This window comes from Pseudomonas chlororaphis subsp. chlororaphis, assembly GCF_003945765.1.
Taxonomy (GTDB): domain Bacteria; phylum Pseudomonadota; class Gammaproteobacteria; order Pseudomonadales; family Pseudomonadaceae; genus Aquipseudomonas; species Aquipseudomonas chlororaphis.
The window spans coordinates 4,267,673-4,288,312 of sequence record NZ_CP027712.1; the positions used below are offsets into that span (position 1 = coordinate 4,267,673).

Here is a 20,640-nt window from a genome sequence, read left to right on the forward strand (position 1 = left end):
GGGTTTTTATAGGGTGGCGGTTAGGCCAAGGGGTTATGGGGTTATAACCGCGCCCTTCAGCGCGGCTCGATGCTGACCCAATATGGGCTGTGGTAGCTGACGCGGATCGGCAGCGAACGCTCGAGCAACTGCAGGCTGCGGTCGCTGTCGTCCAGGGGATAGATGCCGCTCAGGCGCAGGTCGGCCACCTGGGGGCTGAGGCGGATGATGCCGCGCCGGTAGCCGCGCAAGCTGTCGATCACCTCGCTCAGGGGCCGGTCGCGGGCCTCGAATACCCCCGAGGTCCAGGCGCTTTCATGGCCCTTGGCACGCTCCAGCAGCAACAGTTGCCGACTGTCGAAACGCAGGCTTTCGCCGGCCTCGACCACCTGCCGCGCGCCACTGGCGGTGAGCACCTCGACCTGCGAATGCAGCATCACCAGGCGCGTCCAATCCTCGCCGCGCTCCACCAGGAACTTCGTGCCCAAAGCCCGCATGCGCCCGTGTTCGGTTTCCACCACGAAGGGCCGCTGCGGGTCCCTGGCCACATCCACCAGCAGTTGGCCGTTGCGCAACTGCAACAGCCGCTGCCGGGCATCGAAACAGCTCACGACCTGGCTGCGGGCATTGAGGGTCAGGGCGCTGCCGTCGGCCAGGGTGAAGTCGCGGCGTTCACCAGTGCCGGTGTACAGGGCGCCCGCCTCGGGCAGCAGGTTGTAGCGTCGGCCGAGCAAGGTCGCGGCCAAGGCCAGGGCCATCACACTCAGGCTGCCGCCGATAAAACGCCGGCGGCTCGACGGCGCATTCAGGCTGTGCAGCAGGCTGTCCCGGGACAGGTTGCGCAACGCCTGGCTGCGCAGCGCCCCCAGGCCGCCGCCCATTAGCACGATGATCTGCTCGTGCTGCGGGTCGGCGGCGCGCCAGTCGTGGAATGCCTGGCGTTCCTGGGCGTTCATCTGCCCCGATTGCAGGAGGGCCATCCATTGCGCCGCTTCATCCACCAGCGCCTCGTTCGCGCGCGGACGACTCATGCGTCGACCATCGCCTGATAACAGCGCTTGAACGCCTCGGCCATGTACTGCTGCACGCGACTGGTGGACACCCCCAGCTGCTGGCCGATTTCGGCGTAGGTCAGGCCGTCGAGCTGATGGTAGAGAAAGGCCGCCTTGGCCTTGGCGGACAAACCGTTGAGCAAGCGGTCCACGGCCAGCAGCGCTTCGATCACCAGCGCCCGCTCCTCGGGTGACGGGTGCACCGGCGTCGGCGCCAGGGCCAGGCTTTCCAGGTAGGCGCGCTCCAGGTCCTGGCGCCGCCAGCCTTCGTAGACCAGGCGCCGGGCGATGGTGGTCAGCAGCGCCCGGGGCTCGCGGATGGCCGCCGGGTCCGGCAGGGCCAGCACCCGCACGAAGGTTTCCGAGGCGATGTCCTGGGCGCTGTGATGGCAGCCCAGGACGCGACCCACCGAGGCACACAGCCACTGATAGTCGCGTTTGAACATCTGCCCGATCAGTGAGTAATGAGGGTTCCGATTCGCACCCATGCCTGGCTCCCTCACAAGACAGCTCCCCCTCTCGAAATCGTCTGGCTGGTTCGGGACATTGCCGACCCAGGATTAGGGGAGCGACTGTGCAACAGGGCTGAATCTATTTGGAAGTAATTAAAAATTTACCCAGGCTAACTAACGAATATATGTAATCCGGCGCCTCGCCGCGCCGCCCGACGCACTTGATTGATCTCGGTCAGCAGGACGCCCAAAGGTCCTCTCTACTCTGGCGCCTCCATCGGCCAGGGACGGCTTTCGGAACGGCCGGCCCCGCTTCATCCTCAAGGAAGAGTCGCTATGCAATCGCTGAAGATCATTCTGCTGTCCACCGCCTTCAACGGTCTCACCCAGCGTGCCTGGCTGGACCTGCGCCAGTCCGGCCATCGTCCCAGCGTGGTGCTGTTCACCAACGAAGAAGACGTTTGCCGGCAGATCGAACACGCGGACGCCGACCTGGTGATCTGCCCCTTCCTCAAGGACCGGGTGCCCGAGCAGCTGTGGCGCCACCCGACCCGCCCGGTGATCATCATCCACCCGGGCATCGTCGGCGACCGCGGCGCCAGCGCCCTGGACTGGGCCATCAGCAACAACCTCGAGCGCTGGGGCGTCACCGCCCTGCAGGCGGTGGAAGAAATGGACGCCGGGCCGGTCTGGTCCACCTGGGAATTCAAGGTGCCGGCGCAGGTGCGCAAGTCCGAGCTGTACAACGGGCCGGTGGCCGACGCGGCGATCTACTGCATCCGCGATGTGGTGGAAAAATTCGGCAGCGACTTCGTCCCTGTACCCCTGGACTACAGCCAGCCGCAGGTGCGCGGCCGCCTGCAACCGAACATGAAACAGGACGACCGCAGCTTCAGCTGGCACGACAGCGCCGCCTTCATCAAGCGCTGCATCGACGCCGCCGACGGCCAGCCCGGGGTCCTGGCCAGCCTCGCCGGCGGGCAGTACTACCTGTATGACGCGCACCTGGATAGCCGCAGCGGCATCCCCGGCGAACTGCTGGCGGTGCACGACGATGCGGTGCTGGTGGCCTGCGGCGACCGCAGCCTGTGGATCGGCTCCCTCAAGCGCAAGGCCCGGCCGGGCACCGAACACTTCAAGCTACCGGCCCGCCATGTGCTGGCCGGTCAACTGGACGGCGTGCCTCATCTGCACTGGTCGGTCGCCAGCGAGCCGTTCAGCGACGAGGCCTACCAGCCGATCCGCTACCGCGAGTCGGGCCACGTCGGCGAGCTGACCTTCGAGTTCTACAACGGCGCCATGAGCACCGAACACTGCCAGCGCCTGGTCAGCGCGCTGCAATGGGCCAAGGCCCGGGACACCCAGGTGCTGCTGATCAAGGGCGGGCGTGGCGCGTTCTGCAACGGCGTGCACCTCAACGTAATCCAGGCCGCGCCGGTGCCGGGCCTGGAAGCCTGGAACAACATCCAGGCCATCGACGACGTCTGCAAGGAGCTGCTCAGCGCTCGCCAGCTGGTGGTCAGCGGCCTCACCGGCAATGCCGGGGCCGGCGGCCTGATGCTGGCGCTGGCGGCCGACGTGGTGCTGGCCCGGGCCAATACCGTCTACAACCCGCACTACAAGAGCATGGGCCTGTATGGCTCGGAATACTGGACCTACAGCCTGCCCCGCGCCGTCGGCCACGCCATGGCGCACAAACTCACCGACGAATGCCTGCCGATCAACGCTTTCCAGGCCCTGCAGATGGGCATGGTCCAGGAAGTCGGCCCGCGCTGCCCCGACGAGTTCGGCCTGTGGCTGCTGCAGCGGGCCAACGCCGTGCTGACCGAACCGAAATACCAGGCCCTGCGCGAGCGCAAGGCCAACGCCGACCCGCAACTGATGCAGCACTGCCGCAACGCCGAGCTGGAACAGATGCACCAGGACATGGTGCAGAACCGCCACGGCTTCGCCGAGAAATGCGCCGGCTTCGTCTACAAGCGCAAGACCTGCTGCACCCCGCAGCGGTTGATCGAGGATTGGGCCGTGCCGCAGCCGGATACCTTGAGCGCCTGATCCCCCCGCCCCTGTAGCCGCTGGCGCAGCCTGCGATCGACCCGCAGGGGCGCGGCGTTTTCAATATCGCTGAAGGCCCTGCGGGCCTTGTCGCAGCCTCGCAGGCTAGGCAGCGGCTACAGGCTGCAACAACAACGCCACCAGCGCCGTCCAGCCGGTCTGGTGGCTGGCCCCCAGGCCGCGGCCGGTGTCGCCGTGGAAGTACTCGTGGAACAGCAGCAGATCCCGGTCCCGGGGATCGGCCTGCAACTGCGCGTAGGCGCACATCGATGGGCGGCGCCCGTCCTCGTCGCGCAGGAACAGGCGGGTCAGGCGCTGGCTCAGGCTGTCGGCGACTTCCTCCAGGGACGCCAGGTAGCCGGAACCGCTGGGGTATTCCACCGAGAAGTTGTCGGCGTAGTAGCGATGAAACTCGCGCAGCGACTCGATCAGCATGTAGTTGATCGGCATCCACAGCGGCCCGCGCCAGTTGGAGTTGCCGCCATACAGCCGTGAGTCGGAATCGGCCGGCGCGTAACGGGCGCGCAACTGATGACCGTCGACCTGCAGGGCGAAGGGGTGTTCGGCGAAGACCCTGGACAGCGAGCGGATACCGAACTCGGAAAGAAACTCCGCCTCGTCGAGCATGCGCTTGAGCAAGTCCTTGGTGCGCTCGCCGCGCAGCAGTGCGAGCAACAGGCGATTGCCCTGCCCCGGCTCGTTCCAGCGCGACACCAGGCTGGCCAGGTCCGGCCGATGGTGCATGAACTCCAGCAAACGCTCACGCAGCCCCGGCAGGCATTCGTGTTCATGCTGCTCCAGCACCTGCACGGCGAACAGCGGCATCAGGCCGACGATGGAGCGCAGGCGCAGCGGTTCGTTGCCACCGTCGGGGCGATGCAGCACGTCGTAGAAGAACCGGTCCTGCTCATCCCACAGCCCTGTGTCGCCGTTGTCCAGCCGGTTGATGGCGCCGGCGATGTACAGGAAGTGCTCGAAGAACTTCACCGCGATGTCCACGTACACCGGGTTGCGCCTGGCCAGTTCCAGGGCAATGCGCATCAGGTCCAGGGCATAGGCCGCGACCCAGGCGGTGCCGTCGGCCTGGTCCAGGGTGTAGCCCGGCGGCAAGGGCGCCGAGCGGTCGAACAGCCCGATATTGTCGAGGCCGAGGAAACCACCCTGGAACAGGTTGCGCCCTTCGGCGTCCTTGCGGTTGACCCACCAGGAGAAGTTCAGCAGCAGCTTGTGGAAGATCCGTTCGAGAAAGTCCATGTCGCCCTGGCCGGTCAGGGCTTTTTCCCGCTGGTACACCCGCCAGCTGGCCCAGGCATGCACCGGCGGGTTGGCGTCGTCGAAGCGCCACTCGTAGGCCGGCAACTGCCCGTTGGGATGCATGAAGCGGTCTTTGACCAGCAGCAACAGCTGGTGCTTGGCGAAGCCCGGATCGATCAAGGCCAGGGCCACCGCCTGGAAACCCAGGTCCCACGAGGCGTACCAGGGGTATTCCCAGGTGTCGGGCATGGCCACTATGTCGAAGTTCGCCAGGTGCCGCCAATGGCTGTTGCGCAGATGGGCGTGTGACGCCGGCGGCGCGGGCTGGCCGGGGTCGCCATCGAGCCAGCGGTTGACGTCGAAATCGTAGAGTTGCTTGGACCACAGCAGCCCGGCCAGGGCCTGGCGCTGCACATTGCGTGCGTCGGCATCGGCGATGCCCTGTTGCAGCGCGGCGTAGAACGCGTCGGCCTCGGCCCGCCGTTGTTCGAACAGGCGCCGGGCGCTGACCTGGGGCGAGCCAGCCGGAGCAAAACGCAGGTATACGCTTTTGCTCTCCAGCCCGGCCAGCTCCAGGGTGAAGTGGGCGGCGGCGCGGGTTCCGCCGTCGCGGGCAATGGCGCTGGCGGAACCTCCCAACAGGTAGTCGTTGATCCCGTCCTTGAACGGACCGGGCGCGGCGAGGCCATCGAGCTTCGGGAAGTTGGTTTCATTGTTGCAGAACAGCCACTCGCAAGGCTCCGGCCCCCAGGCGCTGACCTGCATCGGCGAGCACCGCGGATGCCGGGCCAGCAATTGCTCGCCCTCCAGGCGCAAGCTCGGCTTGCGCGAGTCGCCGCCCCAGCTCCAGGTATTGCGCGCCCAGACCTGGGGCAAGACCCGCAAACGCGCCGGCTGATGAAAACGGTTGTGCACCGTGACCCGCATGAAGATGTCGTCGACCGCGTGCTTGGCGTATTCCACAGTCACGTCGAAGTAGCGATCGTCCTCGAATACCCCGGTGTCGAGGATCTCGTACTCGGTGTCGTCCAGGCCGCGCCGGGCGTTTTCCCGCAGCAGGTCCTCATAGGGAAAGGCCGCCTGCGGGTATTTGTAGAGCATGCGCATATAGGCATGGCTGGGCACGCCATCGAGGTAGAAATACAGCTCCTTGACGTCTTCGCCGTGATTGCCTTCGGCGTTGTTCAGGCCGAACAGGCGCTCCTTGAGAATGCTGTCGCGCTCGTTCCACAGGGCCAGCCCCAGGCACCAGTGCTGGGCCTTGTCGGAGAACCCCGCCAACCCGTCCTCGCCCCAGCGGTAGGCACGGCTGCGCGCATGGTCGTGGGGCAAGTAGGCCCAGGCATCGCCATCGGCGCTGTAGTCCTCGCGCACCGTGCCCCACTGCCGCTCGCTCAGGTACGGCCCCCACTCGCGCCAGGGTTCGCAGGCCTCGCCATTGAGGCGCTGGCCTTCGACCGTTTCGAGGATGCTTGCCGCCGCTGCTGCCGTCATGGGGGTGTCCGTGAGCCATGGAGGTGAAAGCCAGTGTAGGGGCTGGTGGCGCCGGCGGCCCATGACAAATGTTTCATGGTGCGAGGCGCCAACAGCGACCCGTTGTCGCACAAAGCCCGTGATAGAGCCTTTGGCTTAAATTTCCGGCAAGACGCTCGTTATACTCGGCAACCCTTTTGTGCAAACGCGGTACCCACGATGTTCAGCGACAACACCCTCCTGGCGAGCCTTGTGCTCTGTGTATTGGCCCTGCCGGCACAGGCCGAAGGCCTGGACCTGAGCTACCCGATGCCCGCCCTGGCAGAGGCATCGGCCGGCCCGGCAGCGGAGCCGGAACCCAGCAAGTTCCACCTGGAGTTCAAGGCGCCGATCACCCTGGAGCACACCTGCAGCGGCCCCCAGTGCAATTACGAAACCGACCCGAGCCAGCGCCATGAGCCGGAAACGATGAACCGATGGTCGGTCGGGTTCAACTGAGCCGCTTTTTTCGGCGCCTGTCATAAGGCGCCCATCACCCAGGTCCCCCGCAGGCTGAAGCTTGGCTAGGCTATAAGCATGCCCCGTGAATGCCTGGGAGGTCCGATGAACCGCGCGATCCTGAGCCCTTTGAGCCTGGTCCTGGCCCTGTTGGCCGGCTGCGCCAGCCCGCCCGAAGTCATCGACAAGGAAGCGGCGGCCATCGCCGAAGGCGTGCTGGCCTTTCGCGATATCTGCCTGAAGTCCGCGCCCTCCTTCGCCGGGGCCGACAGCGCGGCCAAGGCCTATGGCATCGCCAGGCTGGACAATGCCGGGTACGCGCGGATGGGGCTCAGGCCGGACCACAGCCTTGGGGTCCAGGTGCAGAAAGGCAAGCAATGCGCGGTGACCACGCCGTCGCAGCGGGACAAGACCCTGACCGCGCAATTTCTCAAGCTGGCCGAGCAGTTCTCCAGCACCCCGGTGGCGCAGCACCTGCCGGCGAAAATCACCCTCGACCAGCAGACCTTCCTGCTGATGCACGACCGGCGTGGTGGCGAGGCCTATGTGATGTTGAAGCACCCCTGAAACCCAGCGCCTTCACTCAGGCGGCGACAGGTGCGCATAGCACACCGGCGAACTGCCCTCGCCCTGCCGGTCCAGTTCGTCTTCCAGCCACTCGGCCAGCACCCGGGCATTGTTGTGCGCTTCATCGTGGGCCGAGTACACCAGGGTCAGGCGGCCCTTTTGCGCGCGTTCCAGCAACGCCCACCAATACTCGGGGCGGGCCGCCAGTTCCTGGCGGTAACGGTTGCGGAAGGTGGCGAAATCCAGCTCGCCGGACTTGAAGGCGCGACGCAATCCGGTAGACGGCGCCAGCTCTTTCAACCACTCGTCCAGCGGCAACCGGTCCTTGCGACAGTTGCGCGGCCACAGCCGGTCCACCAGCACCCGATAGCCGTCGTCGGGGCTTGCCGGCTCGTAGGCGCGTTTGCACAGAATCATGATTTCCTCCCGTCTATGGCAGCGCATGGCCTGCCATCAGCTTAGTGGCTGGACACAGGATGGAGGACCTTCGACAAGTGCCTCGCCGCCACTCACCCTGGTTCTGATTACGACCCTCCCACATTGAAAACGACAGCTCGCCTCCCGGACGATTGACGCAGCGGGCGCAGCCCTATTAAGTACTATTTATCCGCATTAATACGATAAATCGAAAACATGCTCAAACGACCTGTTCGCCGCAAACGCCAGAAGCTTTCCGACGTGATTGTCGAGTCGGTCAAGCGTTCCATTGTGATCAACGCCCTGCGTCCCGGCGATCGTTTGCCGACCGAGCGCGAGCTGATGGAAAGCTTCCAGTGTTCCAAGGGTTCGGCCCGCGAAGCGCTCAAGGCGCTGGAGGTCGAAGGGCTGGTCAACACCCGCACCGGCCCCAGCGGCGGCGCCTACCTGAACCAGGCCGGCACCGAACCGGCGAGCCGCGCCCTGCGCAATTACCTGCACTTCCAGCAGATGGATGGCGAGCAGGTGTACCAGCTGCGCAAGGTCATCGAGGTGGAACTGGCGGTGTCGGTGATCGGCCGCCTGGGCGCTGACGATTTTGCGGCGCTGCAGGCCAATATCGACTTCTGCAGCGCCCCGGAAGACAGCGAGGCCGGCCAGCGCGAACAGCGCATCGCCGAGCTGGAATTCCACAACCTGCTGGGCCGCGCCTGCCCCAACCCACTGCTGAGTTTCATGGCGCAGTTCCTCAACGACCTGCTGCGCGACCTGGTGGTGCTGAAGAAGGCCTACAAGCCCAAGCGCAAGCAGTTCGACGCCGCCAACCTCGATTACCACAAGCGCCTGTTGCTGGCCTTCAAAGCCGAGGACGAAACCGCGGTACGCCAGCTGATGCACGAGCACATGTGCGACGCCGAACACCATATGAGCGCCCTCGAGGGCGAGGTCACCCAACACTTCCTGCTGGAGTTCGACCACCACCATTGATAACCGCCGTACCCGCCACACGCCGCTTCGCCAATAACAAAGCCTGAACACAGGCTGCTGCGCCGTTTTGCCATTGCCACTCCTGCCAATAACTAAACCAGGGAGTTACCCCATGCAGCGTCGTACGTTGTTGAAAGCCAGTCTGACCGTTGCCGCAGGCCTCAGCCTTCCGCTGGGGGTGCGCAACGCCTTTGCCGCCGAACCCTTTACCTTCTACGGGCTCAAGTCGATGTCCGGCGCCTTCGCCAGCTACGGCAAGTTCGCCGACATGGGCTCGCGCCTGGCGGTGGAGCAGTACCCGACCCTGCTCGGCCGCCCGCTGAACTACAAGGTGATCGACACCGAAGGCAACGCCGGCAAGGCGGTGCGCAAGGTCCAGGAGGCGATTGCCCAGGACGGCGCGCGATTCTTCCAGGGCTGCACCCTGTCGTCTTCGGCGCTGGCGGTGGCCAAGGAGGTGGGCAAGGTCAACGGCGTGTTCATGACCCCGGTGGGCGCCGACGAAGTCACCGGCAAGGACTGCAACGCCTCGACCTTTCGCTGGTCAGTGCCGACCTACGGCGCCATTCGCGAAACCATGGTGCCGCTGATCAAGCGCCTGCCCGAGGCCAAGCGCTGGTACACCATCACCCCGCAATACGTATTCGGCGAAGCACTGCTGGAAGGCGCCAGACAGGTCTGCGCCGAACATGGCATCGAGCACGTCGGCAACAGCTATCACTCGTTGCAGGAGCAGGAATTCTCCGGCTACCTGACCAACGCCATCGCCGCCCAGCCCGACGTGCTGGTGCTGCTCAACTTCGGCAGCCAGTCCTCCAACGCCCTGCGCCAGGCGGTCAACTTCGGCATCAAGGAACGCATGAAAGTGCTGCTGGTGTGGTCCGCCGGGCTCGACCAGTTCCAGGAACTGGGCAGCGACGTGCTCGAAGGCATCTACCTCGGCGCGCAGTACTGGCACCAGGTCGACACCCCGCTCAACCGCGAACTGGTCAAGCTGACCCAGGCCAAGTACGGCATCAACCCCACCTACCCGCTAGCCGCCGACTACATCGGCACCAAAATCATGCTCGACACCATAGTCGCCACCGGCAGCTTCGACGGCGCGACCGTGGCCAAGGCCATGCAAGGCCTGACGTACCAGGGCCCAACCGGCGAGGAAAGCATCCGCGCCGGCGACCATCAGGTGATCAAGGATTACTACCTGCTACAGGGCAAGGCCACGGCCAGCATGCGCGACAAGGACGACCTGGCCGAAGTGCTCAGCTCCGGGCGCTCGTTCCCGGATGTCGGCGCCACCGGCTGCAACCTGGCCTGACCCCGACCGACCTTTTCATCGCTGGCTAGAGGCAGCGGGCCGCCCGACGACAGTCGCCGGCCCCCTGTCGAGGGTACCCGCATGCTCAATCTTTACCTGTTCCAGATCCTCAACGGCCTCGGCCTGGGGATGATCTACTTCCTGATCGCGGTCGGCCTGACGATCATTTTCGGCCTGCTGAACTTCGTCAACTTCGCCCACGGCGCGTTCTTCCTGCTCGGGGCCTACATCTGCTACACCGCCGTCAGCCTCACCGGCAGCTTCTGGCTGGCGCTGCTGGTCGCGCCGCTGGTGGTCGCGGCCCTGGCCTGGGCCATCGAGCGATTATTGATCCAGCGCATCTACCACCTGCCCCACACCTTCCAGATCCTGGTGACCCTGGGTATCGCGCTGATCATCCAGGAAGCCAGCGTGCTGATCTGGGGCCCCGTCGGCAAAAGCGTCGCGGTGCCGGAACTGCTGCGCGGCGTGCTGATCGTCGGCGACTTCGTCTACCCCTACTACCGCCTGTTCCTCATCGTCTTCTCAGCGCTGGTCGGGCTGGCGCTGTGGCTGCTGCTGGAGCGCACGCGCTTCGGCGCCCTGGTGCGCGCCGGCAGCGAAAGCACCGAGACCGTGTCGCTGCTGGGCACCAACATCTTTCGCCTGTTCTCCATGACCTTCGCCCTCGGCGTGGCCCTGGCCGGGATCGCCGGGGTGCTATTCGCCCCATTGCGTGGCGCCCAGCCCTTTGTCGGCCCGGAAATCCTCGGGGTGGCCTTCGTGGTGGTGGTGATCGGCGGCATGGGTTCGTTCAGCGGCGCGCTGGTGGGTGGCCTGCTGGTGGGCGTGGTGCAGAGCCTGATGACCACCCTCTGGCCGCAAGGCGCCAGCCTGATGATCTACGGCGCCATGGCGGCGGTGATTCTGGTCCGTCCCTACGGCCTGTTCGGGAGAGCATGAACATGAGCGAGAAAAATCCCCTGCCGTTCGCCAAGACCCAGTCGCGCGCCCTGCCGTGGCTGGTGGTCGCGGTACTGATCGGCCTGCCGCTGGTGCTGCCGTCGGCGACCCTGGCCACCGAGATCCTGATCTTCGCCCTCGCGGCGCTGGCCTGTAACCTGCTGCTGGGCTACACCGGCCTGCTGTCGTTCGGCCAGGGCATCTTCTTCGGCGCCGGGGCCTACTGCGCCGCGCTGCTGATGATCCACCTGCAGCTGGGCCTGTTCAGCGCCCTGTTCGGCGCGGCCCTGGTGGGCGCGCTGCTGGCGTTGCTGGTGGGCGCCCTGGCGATCCGGCGCACCGGCATCTACTTCGTGATGCTGACCCTGGCCTTCAGCCAGATGGCCTACTTCATCGCCTACACCCTGAGCGACTGGACCGGCGGCGACAACGGCCTGCTCAGCGTGCCGCGCCCGGAGATCCGCCTCGGCGACACCGTGCTGCTGTCGCTGGGCGATGCGCGCTACTTCTACGCCTTTGTCGCGGTGCTGTTCCTGCTGATCTTCATCGGCGCGCGCCGGGTGATCGCCTCGCCGTTCGGCAGCACGCTGATGGCGATCCGCGAGAACGAAACCCGCGCCGCCGCCATCGGCTACGACACCCGGCACTTCAAGATCCTGGTGTTCATGCTGTCCGGCGCGGTCACCGGGATCGCCGGGGCGCTGTACGCCATGCTCCTGCATTTCGTGCCGCTGTCGAACATCGACCTGGCGATGTCGGAAAACATCCTGATCATGACCATAGTCGGCGGCACCGGCTCGCTGTTCGGCTCCCTGCTGGGCGCCGGTTCCATCGTGCTGCTCGGCGAGTTCCTGTCCGACCTCTGGCCTCGCTGGCTGATGCTGCTGGGGATCATCCTGATCCTGGTGGTGGTGTTCATGCGCGGCGGTTTGTGGGGCGGCTTGTCGAGCCTGTTCGAACGCATCCGGGGGCCACGCAAGGCGGCCCTGCCGACCGAGGAGAAACTGTCATGACGCAGTACCTGCTGCAAACCCAGGACCTGGAGCTGGCCTATGGCGCCTTCCACGCGGTCAACGGCGTCAACCTGAAGGTCGAGGCCGGCACCATCCACACCATCATCGGCCCCAACGGCGCCGGCAAGACCAGCCTGTTCCACTGCCTGACCGGCGAACGCCAGGCCACCGCCGGGGCGATCCTGTTCAACGGCAAGAACATCATCAAGAAACCGGCCCATGGCCGGGTCGGCCTGGGCATGGCCCGTTCGTTCCAGCTCACCAGCCTGTTCCAGAACCTCAGCGTGCGGGAAAACCTGCGCCTGGCCGCCCAGGGCCGCGATGGCCTGGCGGCGCTGAACTTCTGGCGCCACGTCGACAGCCGCCGCGAACACCTGGAGATGGCCGACCAGGTGCTCGAACGCCTGCAGTTGACGGCACGCGCCGACACCCTCGCCGGCGAGCTGTCCCACGGCCAGCAGCGGGTGCTGGAAGTCGGCATGTCGATCTGCTCCAGGCCGAAACTGCTGATGCTCGACGAGCCGACCTCCGGCATGGGCATCGACGACATCCCGATCATGACCCAGTTGATCAGCGACCTGGGCCGCGACCACACGGTGCTGCTGATCGAACACAACATGAGCATCGTCATGTCCATCAGCCAACGCATCACCGTCATGAGCCACGGCCAGATCCTGGTCGAGGGCACACCGCAATTCGTCCGCGCCGACGAGCGCGTGCGCATCGCCTACCTGGGAGAAGCCGCCTGATGCTGACCGTCGAGAATATCCATTCCTACTACGACAAGAGCCACGTCCTCGAAGGCGTCTCGCTGCAGGTCGACGCCGGCGAGCTGGTGACCCTGCTGGGGCGCAACGGCGCGGGCAAGACCACGACCCTGCGCAGCATCCTCGGGATCATCTGCCCGCGCCAGGGGCAGATCCGCTTCAACGGCCAGGAGCTGGTGGGCAAGAAGATCTTCGAGATCGCCCGCCAGGGCCTGGCGCTGGTGCCGGAACACCGCGGCATCTTCCGCCTGCTCAGCGTCGAGGAAAACCTGCGCATCGCCCAGCGCAAGAGCAGTCGCTGGCAGCTGGAGGATGTCTACGGCATGTTCCCGCGCCTCAAGGAGCGGCGCAAAAACGCCGGCCACGCGCTGTCCGGCGGCGAGCAGCAGATGCTCGCCATCGCCCGTGCCCTGCTCAACGATCCCAAGCTGCTGATTCTCGACGAACCCACCGAAGGCCTGGCCCCGGTGATCGTCGACGAGCTGGTGAAGATCCTGCGCAAGATCAAGGACGACGGCCTGCCAGTGCTGCTGGTGGAACAGAACCTGATGGTCTGCGACAAGCTCGCCGACCGCCATTACGTCCTCGAACAGGGTCGCGTGGTCTACCAGGGCAGCGCCGCCGACTTCCGCGCCGACCCGAGCATCAAGAACCGCTACCTGGCCCTGAGCGCCTGAGGGGAGAGATGAAATGAACCATCCGATTGTGTCCGTACCTCCGTTGCAAGACAGCACCCCGCTGGTCAACCGCGAACGCCTCTGGCAATCGCTGATGGACCTCGCGCGGCTGGGCGCCACCGCCAAGGGCGGCGTGTGCCGCCTGGCCCTGACCGACCTCGACCGCCAGGCCCGCGACCTGTTCGTGCGCTGGTGCGAAGAGGCCGGGTGCAGCGTCAGCATCGACGGCATCGGCAATATCTTCGCCCGCCGCGCCGGGCGTAACCCGCAGTTGCCGCCGGTGATGACCGGCAGCCATATCGACACCCAGCCCACCGGCGGCAAGTTCGACGGTTGCTACGGGGTGATGGCCGGCCTGGAGGTGATCCGCACCCTCAACGACCTCGGCCTGCAGACCGAGGCGCCGCTCGAGGTGGTGGTCTGGACCAACGAAGAAGGCTCGCGCTTCCCGCCGTGCATGATGGGCTCCGGGGTGTTCGCCGGTAAGTTCGACCTCGACGACACCCTGCGCAAGCAGGACGAACAGGGGCTGTCGGTAGGCAGCGAGTTGCGGCGCATCGGTTATGCCGGCCCGCGGGCGGTACTCGGCCATCCGGTGGGCGCATATTTCGAGGCACACATCGAACAGGGCCCGGTGCTGGAAGACCGCCAGACCACCATAGGCGTGGTCATGGGCTGCCTCGGCCAGAAGTGGTTCGACCTGACCCTGACCGGGGTCGAGGCCCATGCCGGGCCGACGCCGATGCACCTGCGCAAGGATGCCCTGGTGGGCGCCGCCCAGGTGATCGGCGCGGTCAACCGCATCGCCCACGAGCAACAGCCTCACGCCTGTGGCACGGTCGGCTGCCTGAGCCTGCACCCGGGCTCGCGCAATGTGATTCCCGGCCAGGTGCAGATGACCCTCGACCTGCGCCACCTGCATGCCGACAAACTGCAAGCCATGGTCGACGAGGTGCGCCAGGTGATCGAGGACACCTGCCAGCAGCACGGCCTGGGCTTCGAACTGACCCCCACCGCTGACTTCCCGCCACTGGACTTCGACCCCGCCTGCGTCGCCGCGGTACGCCAGGGCGCCGAACAGCTGGGCCTGAGCCATATGGACATCGTCAGCGGCGCCGGGCACGACGCGATCTTCATCGCCGAGCTGGGCCCGGCCGGAATGATCTTCGTGCCCTGCGAAGGGGGCATCAGCCACAACGAAATCGAAAACGCCGCGCCCCAGGACCTGGCCGACGGTTGCGCCGTGTTGCTGCGGGCCATGGTCAACGCGGCGCAAGCAGGAGCGACAGCATGACCCGACACCGCGAAATCGCCGAGATGAGCGGCGTCGAACTGCTCGCCCATTACCGTGACAAGCGCCTGTCGCCGGTGGAAGCGACCGAGGACGCCCTGGCGCGCATCGAACGCTTCAACCCGCAGGTCAACGCCTATTGCCATGTCGACCCGCAAGGCGCGCTGGACGCGGCAAAAGCCTCCGAGCAGCGCTGGTTCAAGGGCCAGCCCTGCGGTGCGCTGGACGGCGTGCCGGCCTCGATCAAGGACCTGACCCTGACCCGTGGCATGCCCACCCGCAAGGGCTCGAAAACCACCTCCGCCAGCGGCCCCTGGGACGTCGACGCGCCCTTCCCGGCCTTTATGCGCAACGCCGGCGCGGTGCTGCTGGGCAAGACCACCACCCCGGAGTTCGGCTGGAAAGGTGTGACCGACAACCCGCTGTACGGCATCACCCGCAACCCCTGGGACACCCGCACCACCGCCGGTGGCTCCTCCGGTGGCGCGGCCGCCGCGGCCGCGCTGAACCTCGGCGTGCTGCACCAGGGCAGCGATGCCGGTGGTTCGATCCGCATTCCCTGCGCCTTCACCGGCACCTTCGGGATCAAGCCGACCTTCGGCTACGTGCCGCAGTGGCCGGCCAGCGCCATGACCATTCTCTCGCACCTGGGGCCGATGACCCGCACCGTCGACGATGCGCTGCTGATGCTACAAACCGTCGCCCACCCGGATGCCCGCGACGGCCTTGCCGGGGCCCCACGCAGCACGCCCTGGCTGCCGCAGAGCACTGACCTCAAAGGCCTGCGTATCGCCTACAGCGCCGATTTCGGCTACGTGAAGGTGCAGCCACAGGTAGCACGGGTGGTGGCCCGGGCGGTGGAACGCCTGGCGCAACTGGGCGCCGACGTCGAGCAGGTCGACCCGGGGTTCAGCGACCCGCTGGAGTTGTTCAATACCCTGTGGTTCGCCGGCGCCGCGCGGCTGGCCGGGCAACTGAGCCAGGAGCAACGCCAGCAGCTCGACCCGGGCCTGCTGCGCATTGCCCGGCAGGGCCAGGGCATCAGCCTTCACGACTACACCCTGGCCCTGGAAGCCCGCGCGGCGCTGGTGGCGCACATGGCCGGGTTCCACAGGCGCTACGACCTGCTGGTCTCGCCCATGCTGCCGCTCACCGCCTTCGCCGCCGGGCACAACGTGCCGCCGGGTTCCGGCCTGGGCGAATGGATGGAATGGACGCCCTTCAGCTACCCCTTCAACCTTACCCAGCAACCGGCCGCCTCGGTGCCGTGCGGCTTCGCCGAGGACGGCTTGCCGGTGGGCCTGCAGGTGGTGGGGGCGCGGTTTGCCGATGATCAGGTGCTGCGCCTGTGCCGGGCCTATGAGCAGGCGTTCCCGAGCCCGCATCCGCAGGCGCCGCGGATCAAGGACTGACAGCGCTAATGAGGGGCATTGCTAGCGATGCCCTTTTTGACTGCCGCTCGATGCCCTTGGGCCGCTGCCGAGCCTCGCCGGCTGGACAGCGGCCAGGGGATCGAGGGCTTATTTTGCCGCCCGCACCTGGGCGATCAACTGGTCCGCCACCGCGAACAGGCCTTTGGCGCCGTCGTTGGTCATGCCGAAGCGGTACTTGCCGTCCACCACCAGCGACGGCACGCCGGTGGCCTGGTAGGCCGCGGTGCGTTTTTTCGCGTCCATCACCTTGGCCTGCACGGCGAAGGAGTTGTAGGTGGCGAGGAACTTCGCCGGCTCGATGCCCTGGCCTTTGAGCAGCTCGGCCATGGCCTCGGGGGTTTTCAGGCGGTTGCCGCGGTGGATCGCCTCGAATACCGCGTGGTGCGCTTCGGGCTTGGCGTCCATGGTCGCCAGGGTCAGGTACAGCTGGCCGTAGACATCCCAGACCCCGCCGAACATGGCCGGCAGCTTGACGAAGTTCACGTCTTCGGGAAGCTGGGCGGCCCAGGGGTTGATCGAGGCTTCGAGGTTGTAGCAGTGGCCGCAGCCGTAGGAAAACAGTTCCACCACTTCGATCTTGCCGGGCACGACCTGCGGCACGGCATCCTTGAGTTCCACGTACTGGCTGGCATCCACCGCCGCCATGGCGGTCTGCCCGGCCAGGCCAAAGAGGCAGCTGGCTGCCAGGGCAATGTTCAGAATCGAGTGACGCATGCAATCTCCAATGGGTTGACGCCTCTGAGTCAGCACGGCTGCTCGTCAAGCGGGCCCCAAAGGATACAGGCGGTGTCCGCGGTGCCAATCGGACCAGTCCCAATCTTTTGTTGGTTTTTTGTCATCAACGCCCGGACAGCTCCGGCTGCTGCGCGAACCGGGCGGCCAGGGCGATGATCTCCTCGCGCAGCCAGCGATGCCCCGGCACCCGCTCCTGCTGGCGATGCCAGATCAGGCTGACCTGCACCGGCGGCGCCACCAAGGGCAGCTCGGCGATGCGGATCGGCATCAGCGCGCAGAAGTGCTCCGCCAGGCGCCGCGGCACCGTGCCCAGCAAATCCGACTGGGCGACGATCAAGGGAATGCTCAGGTAATGCGGGACGAACAGCTGCACATGGCGCTGGACCTTGGCCGAACCGAGGACGATCTCCAGCGGCGAGCCGCGCCCGCCCCGGTCCGGAATCGCCACGTGCCGGCTCTGCTCATAGGCCTTGAGGCCGAGCTGCGGCTCGAAGGCCGGGTGGTCGATACGGCCGATCACCACCAGCTGTTCTTCCAGCAGCGGCTGGTAGCAGAGGTCGGGGTCGTCGAAATACAGGTAGTCCACCGCCAGGTCGAGCATCCCGGTGGTCAGCCAGACCGGCAGGGAGTCGGCGGCATCGCTGCGCACCGCCAGGCGCACCTTGGGCGCGGCGCTTTGCAGGCGCCGCGACAGCGCCGGCAACAGGCGCGCCTGGGCGTAGTCGTTCATCGACAGGGTAAAGGTCTGGTCGGCCGCCGCCGGGTCGAACTCGCTGCCCGGGTCCAGGCCTTCCTGCAGCAGGCGCAGGGCCTGGCGCACCGAGCCGTGCAGCACATGGGCCCGCGGCGTGGGCTGCATGCCCCGGGCGGTGCGGATGAACAGCGGCTCGTCGAGCTGGCTGCGCAGGCGCGCCAGGGCGTTGCTCACGGCCGGCTGGCTGAGGTTCAGGCGCACCGCCGCGCGGGACAGGTTCTGCTCCTGCATCAGCGCGTCGAACACCAAGAGCAGGTTGAGGTCCAGGTGGCGCAAATTCAGCTTCATGAATAATGCCCATTCCGAATATCCATTAGCTGGATAATTCGAGCAGGACTAATCTTCTGTCAACAAGAACAATAAAACCCACAGGAGAACGGCCTTGAGGCAAACCACCCTGGCATTTCGCGAGCGTTACCGCGCCGCGGTTCATCCGCGCTACAACCCGTGGCTGCACGGCGGTTTCGTGCTGGCCTATGGCATTGCATGCATCGCCCTGCTGTGGAGCACCCTGCACCAGGTACAGCCCCTGGAGTGGCTGGCGGTGCCGGTGGCGCTGCTGTTCTTCAACCTGTGCATCTACGTCGTGCACCGTTGGCTGGGCCACCACAAGCAGGCCTTCGCGCGGATGTTCTACGCCCGCCACAGCGGCGATCACCACAGTTTCTTCGTGCCCGGACACATGACCTACGACGGCCCCCGGGACTGGCGGGTGATCCTGTTTCCAGCCTGGCTGATCGTGGTCCACAGCCTGCTGTTCGCCCTGCCGCTGTGGTGGCTGCTGAAGTTCTGGAATGCCAATGTCGCGGCGCTGTTCGCCAGCTGCACCCTGATCGGTTACCTGGCCTACGAGGTGTTCCATGCATGCGAACACCTGCCGCCCGAGCACCCGCTAGCGCGGCTGCCGTGGATCCGCCAGATGCGCCGCCTGCATGAGCTGCATCACCGTCGCGAGCTGATGCAGGAGCGCAATTTCAACATCGTCCTGCCGCTGATGGATTACCTGTTCGGCACCCTGTACTGGGAGCCGGAACCCGCCACCTCCTCTCTATCGACAAGGTCCTCGTCCATGACCCGCATGCAGCATCAGATCGATATTCCGCGCAACCCGGTGGCCCTGCTCGACTACGCCTGTGCCTCCAGCCGCTGGCCGGAGTGGCACCCCTCGTCGCTGAAGGTCCAGGGTCCGGCCGGGGCCCTGCCCGCCGGCGCGCGCTTCGAGGAAGACATCCACGCCGGCGGGCGCAGCGGGCACCTGAGCTGGCGGGTCGACGAGTACCTGCCCGGGCATCGCTGGAGCGCCGCGGCCAAGGGCGATCATGGCCTGGAGTTGGTGGTGACCTACGAATGCCAGGCGCTGGACGCCCACCGCACACGCTTTATCCGCACCCTGGAATACCGCTTCGACGGCCTGCTGATGCGCCTGGGCAATCGCCTGCTATTCAGAAGGCGGATAGAACGGGAGTCCGCCGACTCCCTGCTAGCCTTGTGCGAGATGGCGCAACGGGCGATTCCCCGGGGCGCCGACGTCGCGCCGCAGAGCGCGACCTGAACCCATCACCCAGGAGCCGCCCTCGATGAAGCCCGCCGCACCCCGTCGGATCAAGTTTCGCCATCTGCTGTTGGTTATGGTCATCGCCATCGGCGCCTTTCTGCTGCTGATGCCGACCAAGGTCCAGCCATTGGCCTGGACCCCGCCGGTGGCGCCTTCGCTGAAGAGCGGCCTGTACGCCGAGAACCAGAAGCTCAAGGGCGTGCAGACGGTAGGCGCGCTGAATATCGACGGGCCGGAAGCCCTGTTGCTGGAAGACGGCTCGCTGATCAGCGGTCTGCATGACGGGCGGGTGATCCGCACTGCCCTGGACGGCAGCACCCTGCAGGTACTGGCCAATACCGGCGGACGCCCCCTGGGCCTGGCCCGGCATCCGGATGGCCGGCTGATCATCGCCGACGCGGTCAAGGGCCTGCTGGCGCTGGACGCCAAGGGCCAGCTGAGCACCCTCACCACCTCCGCCAACGGCCTGCCCTTCGGTTTTACCGACGATGTGGCGGTGGACGCCGCCGGGCGTTATGCCTACTTCAGCGACGCCACCAGCCGCTGGGGCTACGGCCAGGATGGCGAGGCGGTGATCGAGCACGGTGGCGACGGTCGTCTGCTGCGCTATGACTTCCAGACCGGCCAGACCGAACAGTTGCTGGACGGCCTGGAGTTCGCCAACGGCGTCGCCCTCGGGCCCCAGGAAGCCTATGTGCTGGTCAACGAAACCGGCGCCTACCGGATCAGCCGCTACTGGCTCAGCGGCGCCAAGGCCGGCACCCACGACCTGTTCATCGACAACCTGCCGGGGCTGCCGGACAACCTCAGTTTCAACGGCCAGGGGCGTTTCTGGGTGGCGCTCTACGCCCCGCGCAATGTCCTGCTGGACGGCACCGCGCCCTACCCGCGGGTGCGCAAGATGATCGTGCGGGCCATGACCCTGCTTCCCAAGCCGGTGGAAAAACGCGGCTTCGTCCTCGGCCTGGATACCCAGGGCCAGGTCATCGCCAACCTGCAGGACGCCAGCGCCGGCAACTACGCGCCGATCACCACGGTGCGCGAATACGGCGACGCGCTGTACTTCGGCTCGATCAAGGCCACGCATATGGCACGCCTGCCGCTGAGCGTCGCGCTGTCAAAGACGCCTTGATGCGATAACGGCATGGGCACCGGCATGCTCGCCAGATTCTGATCTAAGCTGTCCCGCGCGGCGCCGTCACAGGCGCCCACCAAGGAAAGACAAACAATCGAATCCGATTGATTCCCATCACATTGAGAGTGGATCCCCCATGAAAATCAAAATCCTCCTGGCTTCCCTGCTGCTCACTTCATCCCTGTCGGCGCTGGCCGCGTGCCCGGTGTTCGGACCGTCCGAAGATCCCTGCGCAGGCCCGGTATTCGGCCCGAGCACCTGCGAGTGCCCTTGAGGCAGGCAGACGCTG

The 20,640-nt window shown here is 66.1% G+C and carries 20 protein-coding genes; 14 read left to right on the forward strand and 6 right to left on the reverse strand.

Annotation, left to right across the window (positions count from 1 at the left end; translation table 11 throughout):
* Nucleotides 1-56: 56 nt before the first annotated feature.
* Entirely contained in the window at nucleotides 57-1,010 is a 954-nt protein-coding gene (locus C4K27_RS19205) for a FecR domain-containing protein (protein ID WP_053261756.1), read from the reverse strand.
* On the reverse strand, nucleotides 1,007-1,519 hold the full coding sequence (locus C4K27_RS19210) for a sigma-70 family RNA polymerase sigma factor (RefSeq protein WP_007921828.1): 513 nt from the start codon (nucleotides 1,517-1,519) through the stop codon (nucleotides 1,007-1,009). Before C4K27_RS19210 ends, C4K27_RS19205 begins: the two co-directional genes overlap by 4 nt.
* Nucleotides 1,520-1,819: 300 nt before the next feature.
* Between C4K27_RS19210 and C4K27_RS19215 the strand changes: the two genes are divergently transcribed.
* Nucleotides 1,820-3,538: a hydrogenase maturation protein gene (locus C4K27_RS19215; RefSeq protein WP_053261757.1), complete on the forward strand. Its 1,719-nt coding sequence runs from the start codon at nucleotides 1,820-1,822 to the stop codon at nucleotides 3,536-3,538.
* A gap of 105 nt (nucleotides 3,539-3,643) precedes the next feature.
* Here C4K27_RS19215 and C4K27_RS19220 read toward each other — a convergent pair whose 3' ends face one another.
* On the reverse strand, nucleotides 3,644-6,286 hold the full coding sequence (locus C4K27_RS19220; RefSeq protein ID WP_053261758.1) for an MGH1-like glycoside hydrolase domain-containing protein: 2,643 nt from the start codon (nucleotides 6,284-6,286) through the stop codon (nucleotides 3,644-3,646).
* A gap of 198 nt (nucleotides 6,287-6,484) precedes the next feature.
* Between C4K27_RS19220 and C4K27_RS19225 the strand changes: the two genes are divergently transcribed.
* On the forward strand, nucleotides 6,485-6,763 hold the full coding sequence (locus C4K27_RS19225) for a hypothetical protein (RefSeq protein WP_053261759.1): 279 nt from the start codon (nucleotides 6,485-6,487) through the stop codon (nucleotides 6,761-6,763).
* Nucleotides 6,764-6,868: 105 nt separating this feature from the next.
* The gene (locus tag C4K27_RS19230) at nucleotides 6,869-7,330 is read left to right on the forward strand and encodes a hypothetical protein (RefSeq protein WP_053261760.1); all 462 of its coding nucleotides are present in this window, start codon (nucleotides 6,869-6,871) and stop codon (nucleotides 7,328-7,330) included.
* Nucleotides 7,331-7,342: 12 nt separating this feature from the next.
* Here the strand turns inward: C4K27_RS19230 and C4K27_RS19235 are convergent, their stop codons facing one another.
* Nucleotides 7,343-7,747, reverse strand: a complete 405-nt coding sequence (locus C4K27_RS19235; RefSeq protein WP_053261761.1) for a DUF488 domain-containing protein — start codon at nucleotides 7,745-7,747, stop codon at nucleotides 7,343-7,345.
* Between the two features lie 216 nt (nucleotides 7,748-7,963).
* Here C4K27_RS19235 and C4K27_RS19240 point away from each other — a divergent pair, with 216 nt between their 5' ends.
* The 8 genes from C4K27_RS19240 to C4K27_RS19275 all read left to right on the forward strand — a co-directional run bounded on the left by C4K27_RS19240 (nucleotide 7,964) and on the right by C4K27_RS19275 (nucleotide 16,151).
* Entirely contained in the window at nucleotides 7,964-8,734 is a 771-nt protein-coding gene (locus tag C4K27_RS19240; protein WP_053261762.1) for a FadR/GntR family transcriptional regulator, read from the forward strand.
* Between the two features lie 112 nt (nucleotides 8,735-8,846).
* Entirely contained in the window at nucleotides 8,847-10,049 is a 1,203-nt protein-coding gene (locus tag C4K27_RS19245) for an ABC transporter substrate-binding protein (protein ID WP_009044476.1), read from the forward strand.
* A gap of 81 nt (nucleotides 10,050-10,130) precedes the next feature.
* Nucleotides 10,131-10,991: a branched-chain amino acid ABC transporter permease gene (locus C4K27_RS19250; protein ID WP_009044477.1), complete on the forward strand. Its 861-nt coding sequence runs from the start codon at nucleotides 10,131-10,133 to the stop codon at nucleotides 10,989-10,991.
* Nucleotides 10,992-10,993: 2 nt separating this feature from the next.
* Nucleotides 10,994-12,004 carry a branched-chain amino acid ABC transporter permease gene (locus tag C4K27_RS19255; protein ID WP_009044478.1) on the forward strand — a complete coding sequence of 337 codons (1,011 nt, stop codon included), beginning with the start codon at nucleotides 10,994-10,996 and terminating at the stop codon, nucleotides 12,002-12,004.
* Nucleotides 12,001-12,753 carry an ABC transporter ATP-binding protein gene (locus C4K27_RS19260; protein ID WP_007932340.1) on the forward strand — a complete coding sequence of 251 codons (753 nt, stop codon included), beginning with the start codon at nucleotides 12,001-12,003 and terminating at the stop codon, nucleotides 12,751-12,753. Before C4K27_RS19255 ends, C4K27_RS19260 begins: the two co-directional genes overlap by 4 nt.
* Nucleotides 12,753-13,448 (forward strand): ABC transporter ATP-binding protein, encoded by a 696-nt coding sequence (locus tag C4K27_RS19265; protein ID WP_007932342.1) that lies wholly within the window; start codon nucleotides 12,753-12,755, stop codon nucleotides 13,446-13,448. Before C4K27_RS19260 ends, C4K27_RS19265 begins: the two co-directional genes overlap by 1 nt.
* 13 nt (nucleotides 13,449-13,461) lie before the next feature.
* Nucleotides 13,462-14,742, forward strand: coding sequence for a Zn-dependent hydrolase (locus C4K27_RS19270; RefSeq protein ID WP_053261763.1), 1,281 nt, complete (start codon nucleotides 13,462-13,464; stop codon nucleotides 14,740-14,742).
* A complete protein-coding gene (locus C4K27_RS19275) occupies nucleotides 14,739-16,151 on the forward strand; it encodes an amidase (protein WP_053261764.1) in 1,413 nt (470 codons plus the stop codon). The genes C4K27_RS19270 and C4K27_RS19275 overlap by 4 nt, the downstream gene beginning before the upstream one ends.
* 108 nt (nucleotides 16,152-16,259) lie before the next feature.
* Here C4K27_RS19275 and C4K27_RS19280 read toward each other — a convergent pair whose 3' ends face one another.
* A complete protein-coding gene (locus C4K27_RS19280) occupies nucleotides 16,260-16,886 on the reverse strand; it encodes a thiol:disulfide interchange protein DsbA/DsbL (RefSeq protein ID WP_053261765.1) in 627 nt (208 codons plus the stop codon).
* A 124-nt stretch (nucleotides 16,887-17,010) separates the two neighbouring features.
* Nucleotides 17,011-17,949, reverse strand: coding sequence for a LysR family transcriptional regulator BsrA (gene bsrA, locus C4K27_RS19285; RefSeq protein ID WP_053261766.1), 939 nt, complete (start codon nucleotides 17,947-17,949; stop codon nucleotides 17,011-17,013).
* 94 nt (nucleotides 17,950-18,043) lie between these two features.
* Between bsrA and C4K27_RS19290 the strand changes: the two genes are divergently transcribed.
* The 3 genes from C4K27_RS19290 (at nucleotide 18,044) to C4K27_RS31270 (ending at nucleotide 20,625) form a co-directional block, all read left to right on the forward strand.
* Nucleotides 18,044-19,213, forward strand: coding sequence for an SRPBCC family protein (locus C4K27_RS19290; protein ID WP_053261767.1), 1,170 nt, complete (start codon nucleotides 18,044-18,046; stop codon nucleotides 19,211-19,213).
* 25 nt (nucleotides 19,214-19,238) lie between these two features.
* The gene (locus C4K27_RS19295; RefSeq protein WP_053261768.1) at nucleotides 19,239-20,348 is read left to right on the forward strand and encodes an SMP-30/gluconolactonase/LRE family protein; all 1,110 of its coding nucleotides are present in this window, start codon (nucleotides 19,239-19,241) and stop codon (nucleotides 20,346-20,348) included.
* Between the two features lie 139 nt (nucleotides 20,349-20,487).
* A complete protein-coding gene (locus C4K27_RS31270; protein WP_007932359.1) occupies nucleotides 20,488-20,625 on the forward strand; it encodes a PA0050 family protein in 138 nt (45 codons plus the stop codon).
* Nucleotides 20,626-20,640 lie beyond the last annotated feature (15 nt).

Coding starts and splice junctions, on each gene's coding strand:
- C4K27_RS19250 (WP_009044477.1), top strand. CDS start 10,131: ATGCTCAATCTTTACCTGTTCCAGATCCTCAACGGCCTCGGCCTGGGG.
- C4K27_RS19220 (WP_053261758.1), bottom strand. CDS start 6,286: ATGACGGCAGCAGCGGCGGCAAGCATCCTCGAAACGGTCGAAGGCCAG.
- C4K27_RS19255 (WP_009044478.1), top strand. CDS start 10,994: ATGAGCGAGAAAAATCCCCTGCCGTTCGCCAAGACCCAGTCGCGCGCC.
- C4K27_RS19245 (WP_009044476.1), top strand. CDS start 8,847: ATGCAGCGTCGTACGTTGTTGAAAGCCAGTCTGACCGTTGCCGCAGGC.
- bsrA (WP_053261766.1), bottom strand. CDS start 17,949: ATGAAGCTGAATTTGCGCCACCTGGACCTCAACCTGCTCTTGGTGTTC.
- C4K27_RS19295 (WP_053261768.1), top strand. CDS start 19,239: ATGAAGCCCGCCGCACCCCGTCGGATCAAGTTTCGCCATCTGCTGTTG.
- C4K27_RS19270 (WP_053261763.1), top strand. CDS start 13,462: ATGAACCATCCGATTGTGTCCGTACCTCCGTTGCAAGACAGCACCCCG.
- C4K27_RS19235 (WP_053261761.1), bottom strand. CDS start 7,747: ATGATTCTGTGCAAACGCGCCTACGAGCCGGCAAGCCCCGACGACGGC.
- C4K27_RS19225 (WP_053261759.1), top strand. CDS start 6,485: ATGTTCAGCGACAACACCCTCCTGGCGAGCCTTGTGCTCTGTGTATTG.
- C4K27_RS19265 (WP_007932342.1), top strand. CDS start 12,753: ATGCTGACCGTCGAGAATATCCATTCCTACTACGACAAGAGCCACGTC.
- C4K27_RS19275 (WP_053261764.1), top strand. CDS start 14,739: ATGACCCGACACCGCGAAATCGCCGAGATGAGCGGCGTCGAACTGCTC.
- C4K27_RS31270 (WP_007932359.1), top strand. CDS start 20,488: ATGAAAATCAAAATCCTCCTGGCTTCCCTGCTGCTCACTTCATCCCTG.
- C4K27_RS19280 (WP_053261765.1), bottom strand. CDS start 16,886: ATGCGTCACTCGATTCTGAACATTGCCCTGGCAGCCAGCTGCCTCTTT.
- C4K27_RS19205 (WP_053261756.1), bottom strand. CDS start 1,010: ATGAGTCGTCCGCGCGCGAACGAGGCGCTGGTGGATGAAGCGGCGCAA.
- C4K27_RS19210 (WP_007921828.1), bottom strand. CDS start 1,519: ATGGGTGCGAATCGGAACCCTCATTACTCACTGATCGGGCAGATGTTC.
- C4K27_RS19230 (WP_053261760.1), top strand. CDS start 6,869: ATGAACCGCGCGATCCTGAGCCCTTTGAGCCTGGTCCTGGCCCTGTTG.
- C4K27_RS19260 (WP_007932340.1), top strand. CDS start 12,001: ATGACGCAGTACCTGCTGCAAACCCAGGACCTGGAGCTGGCCTATGGC.
- C4K27_RS19240 (WP_053261762.1), top strand. CDS start 7,964: ATGCTCAAACGACCTGTTCGCCGCAAACGCCAGAAGCTTTCCGACGTG.
- C4K27_RS19215 (WP_053261757.1), top strand. CDS start 1,820: ATGCAATCGCTGAAGATCATTCTGCTGTCCACCGCCTTCAACGGTCTC.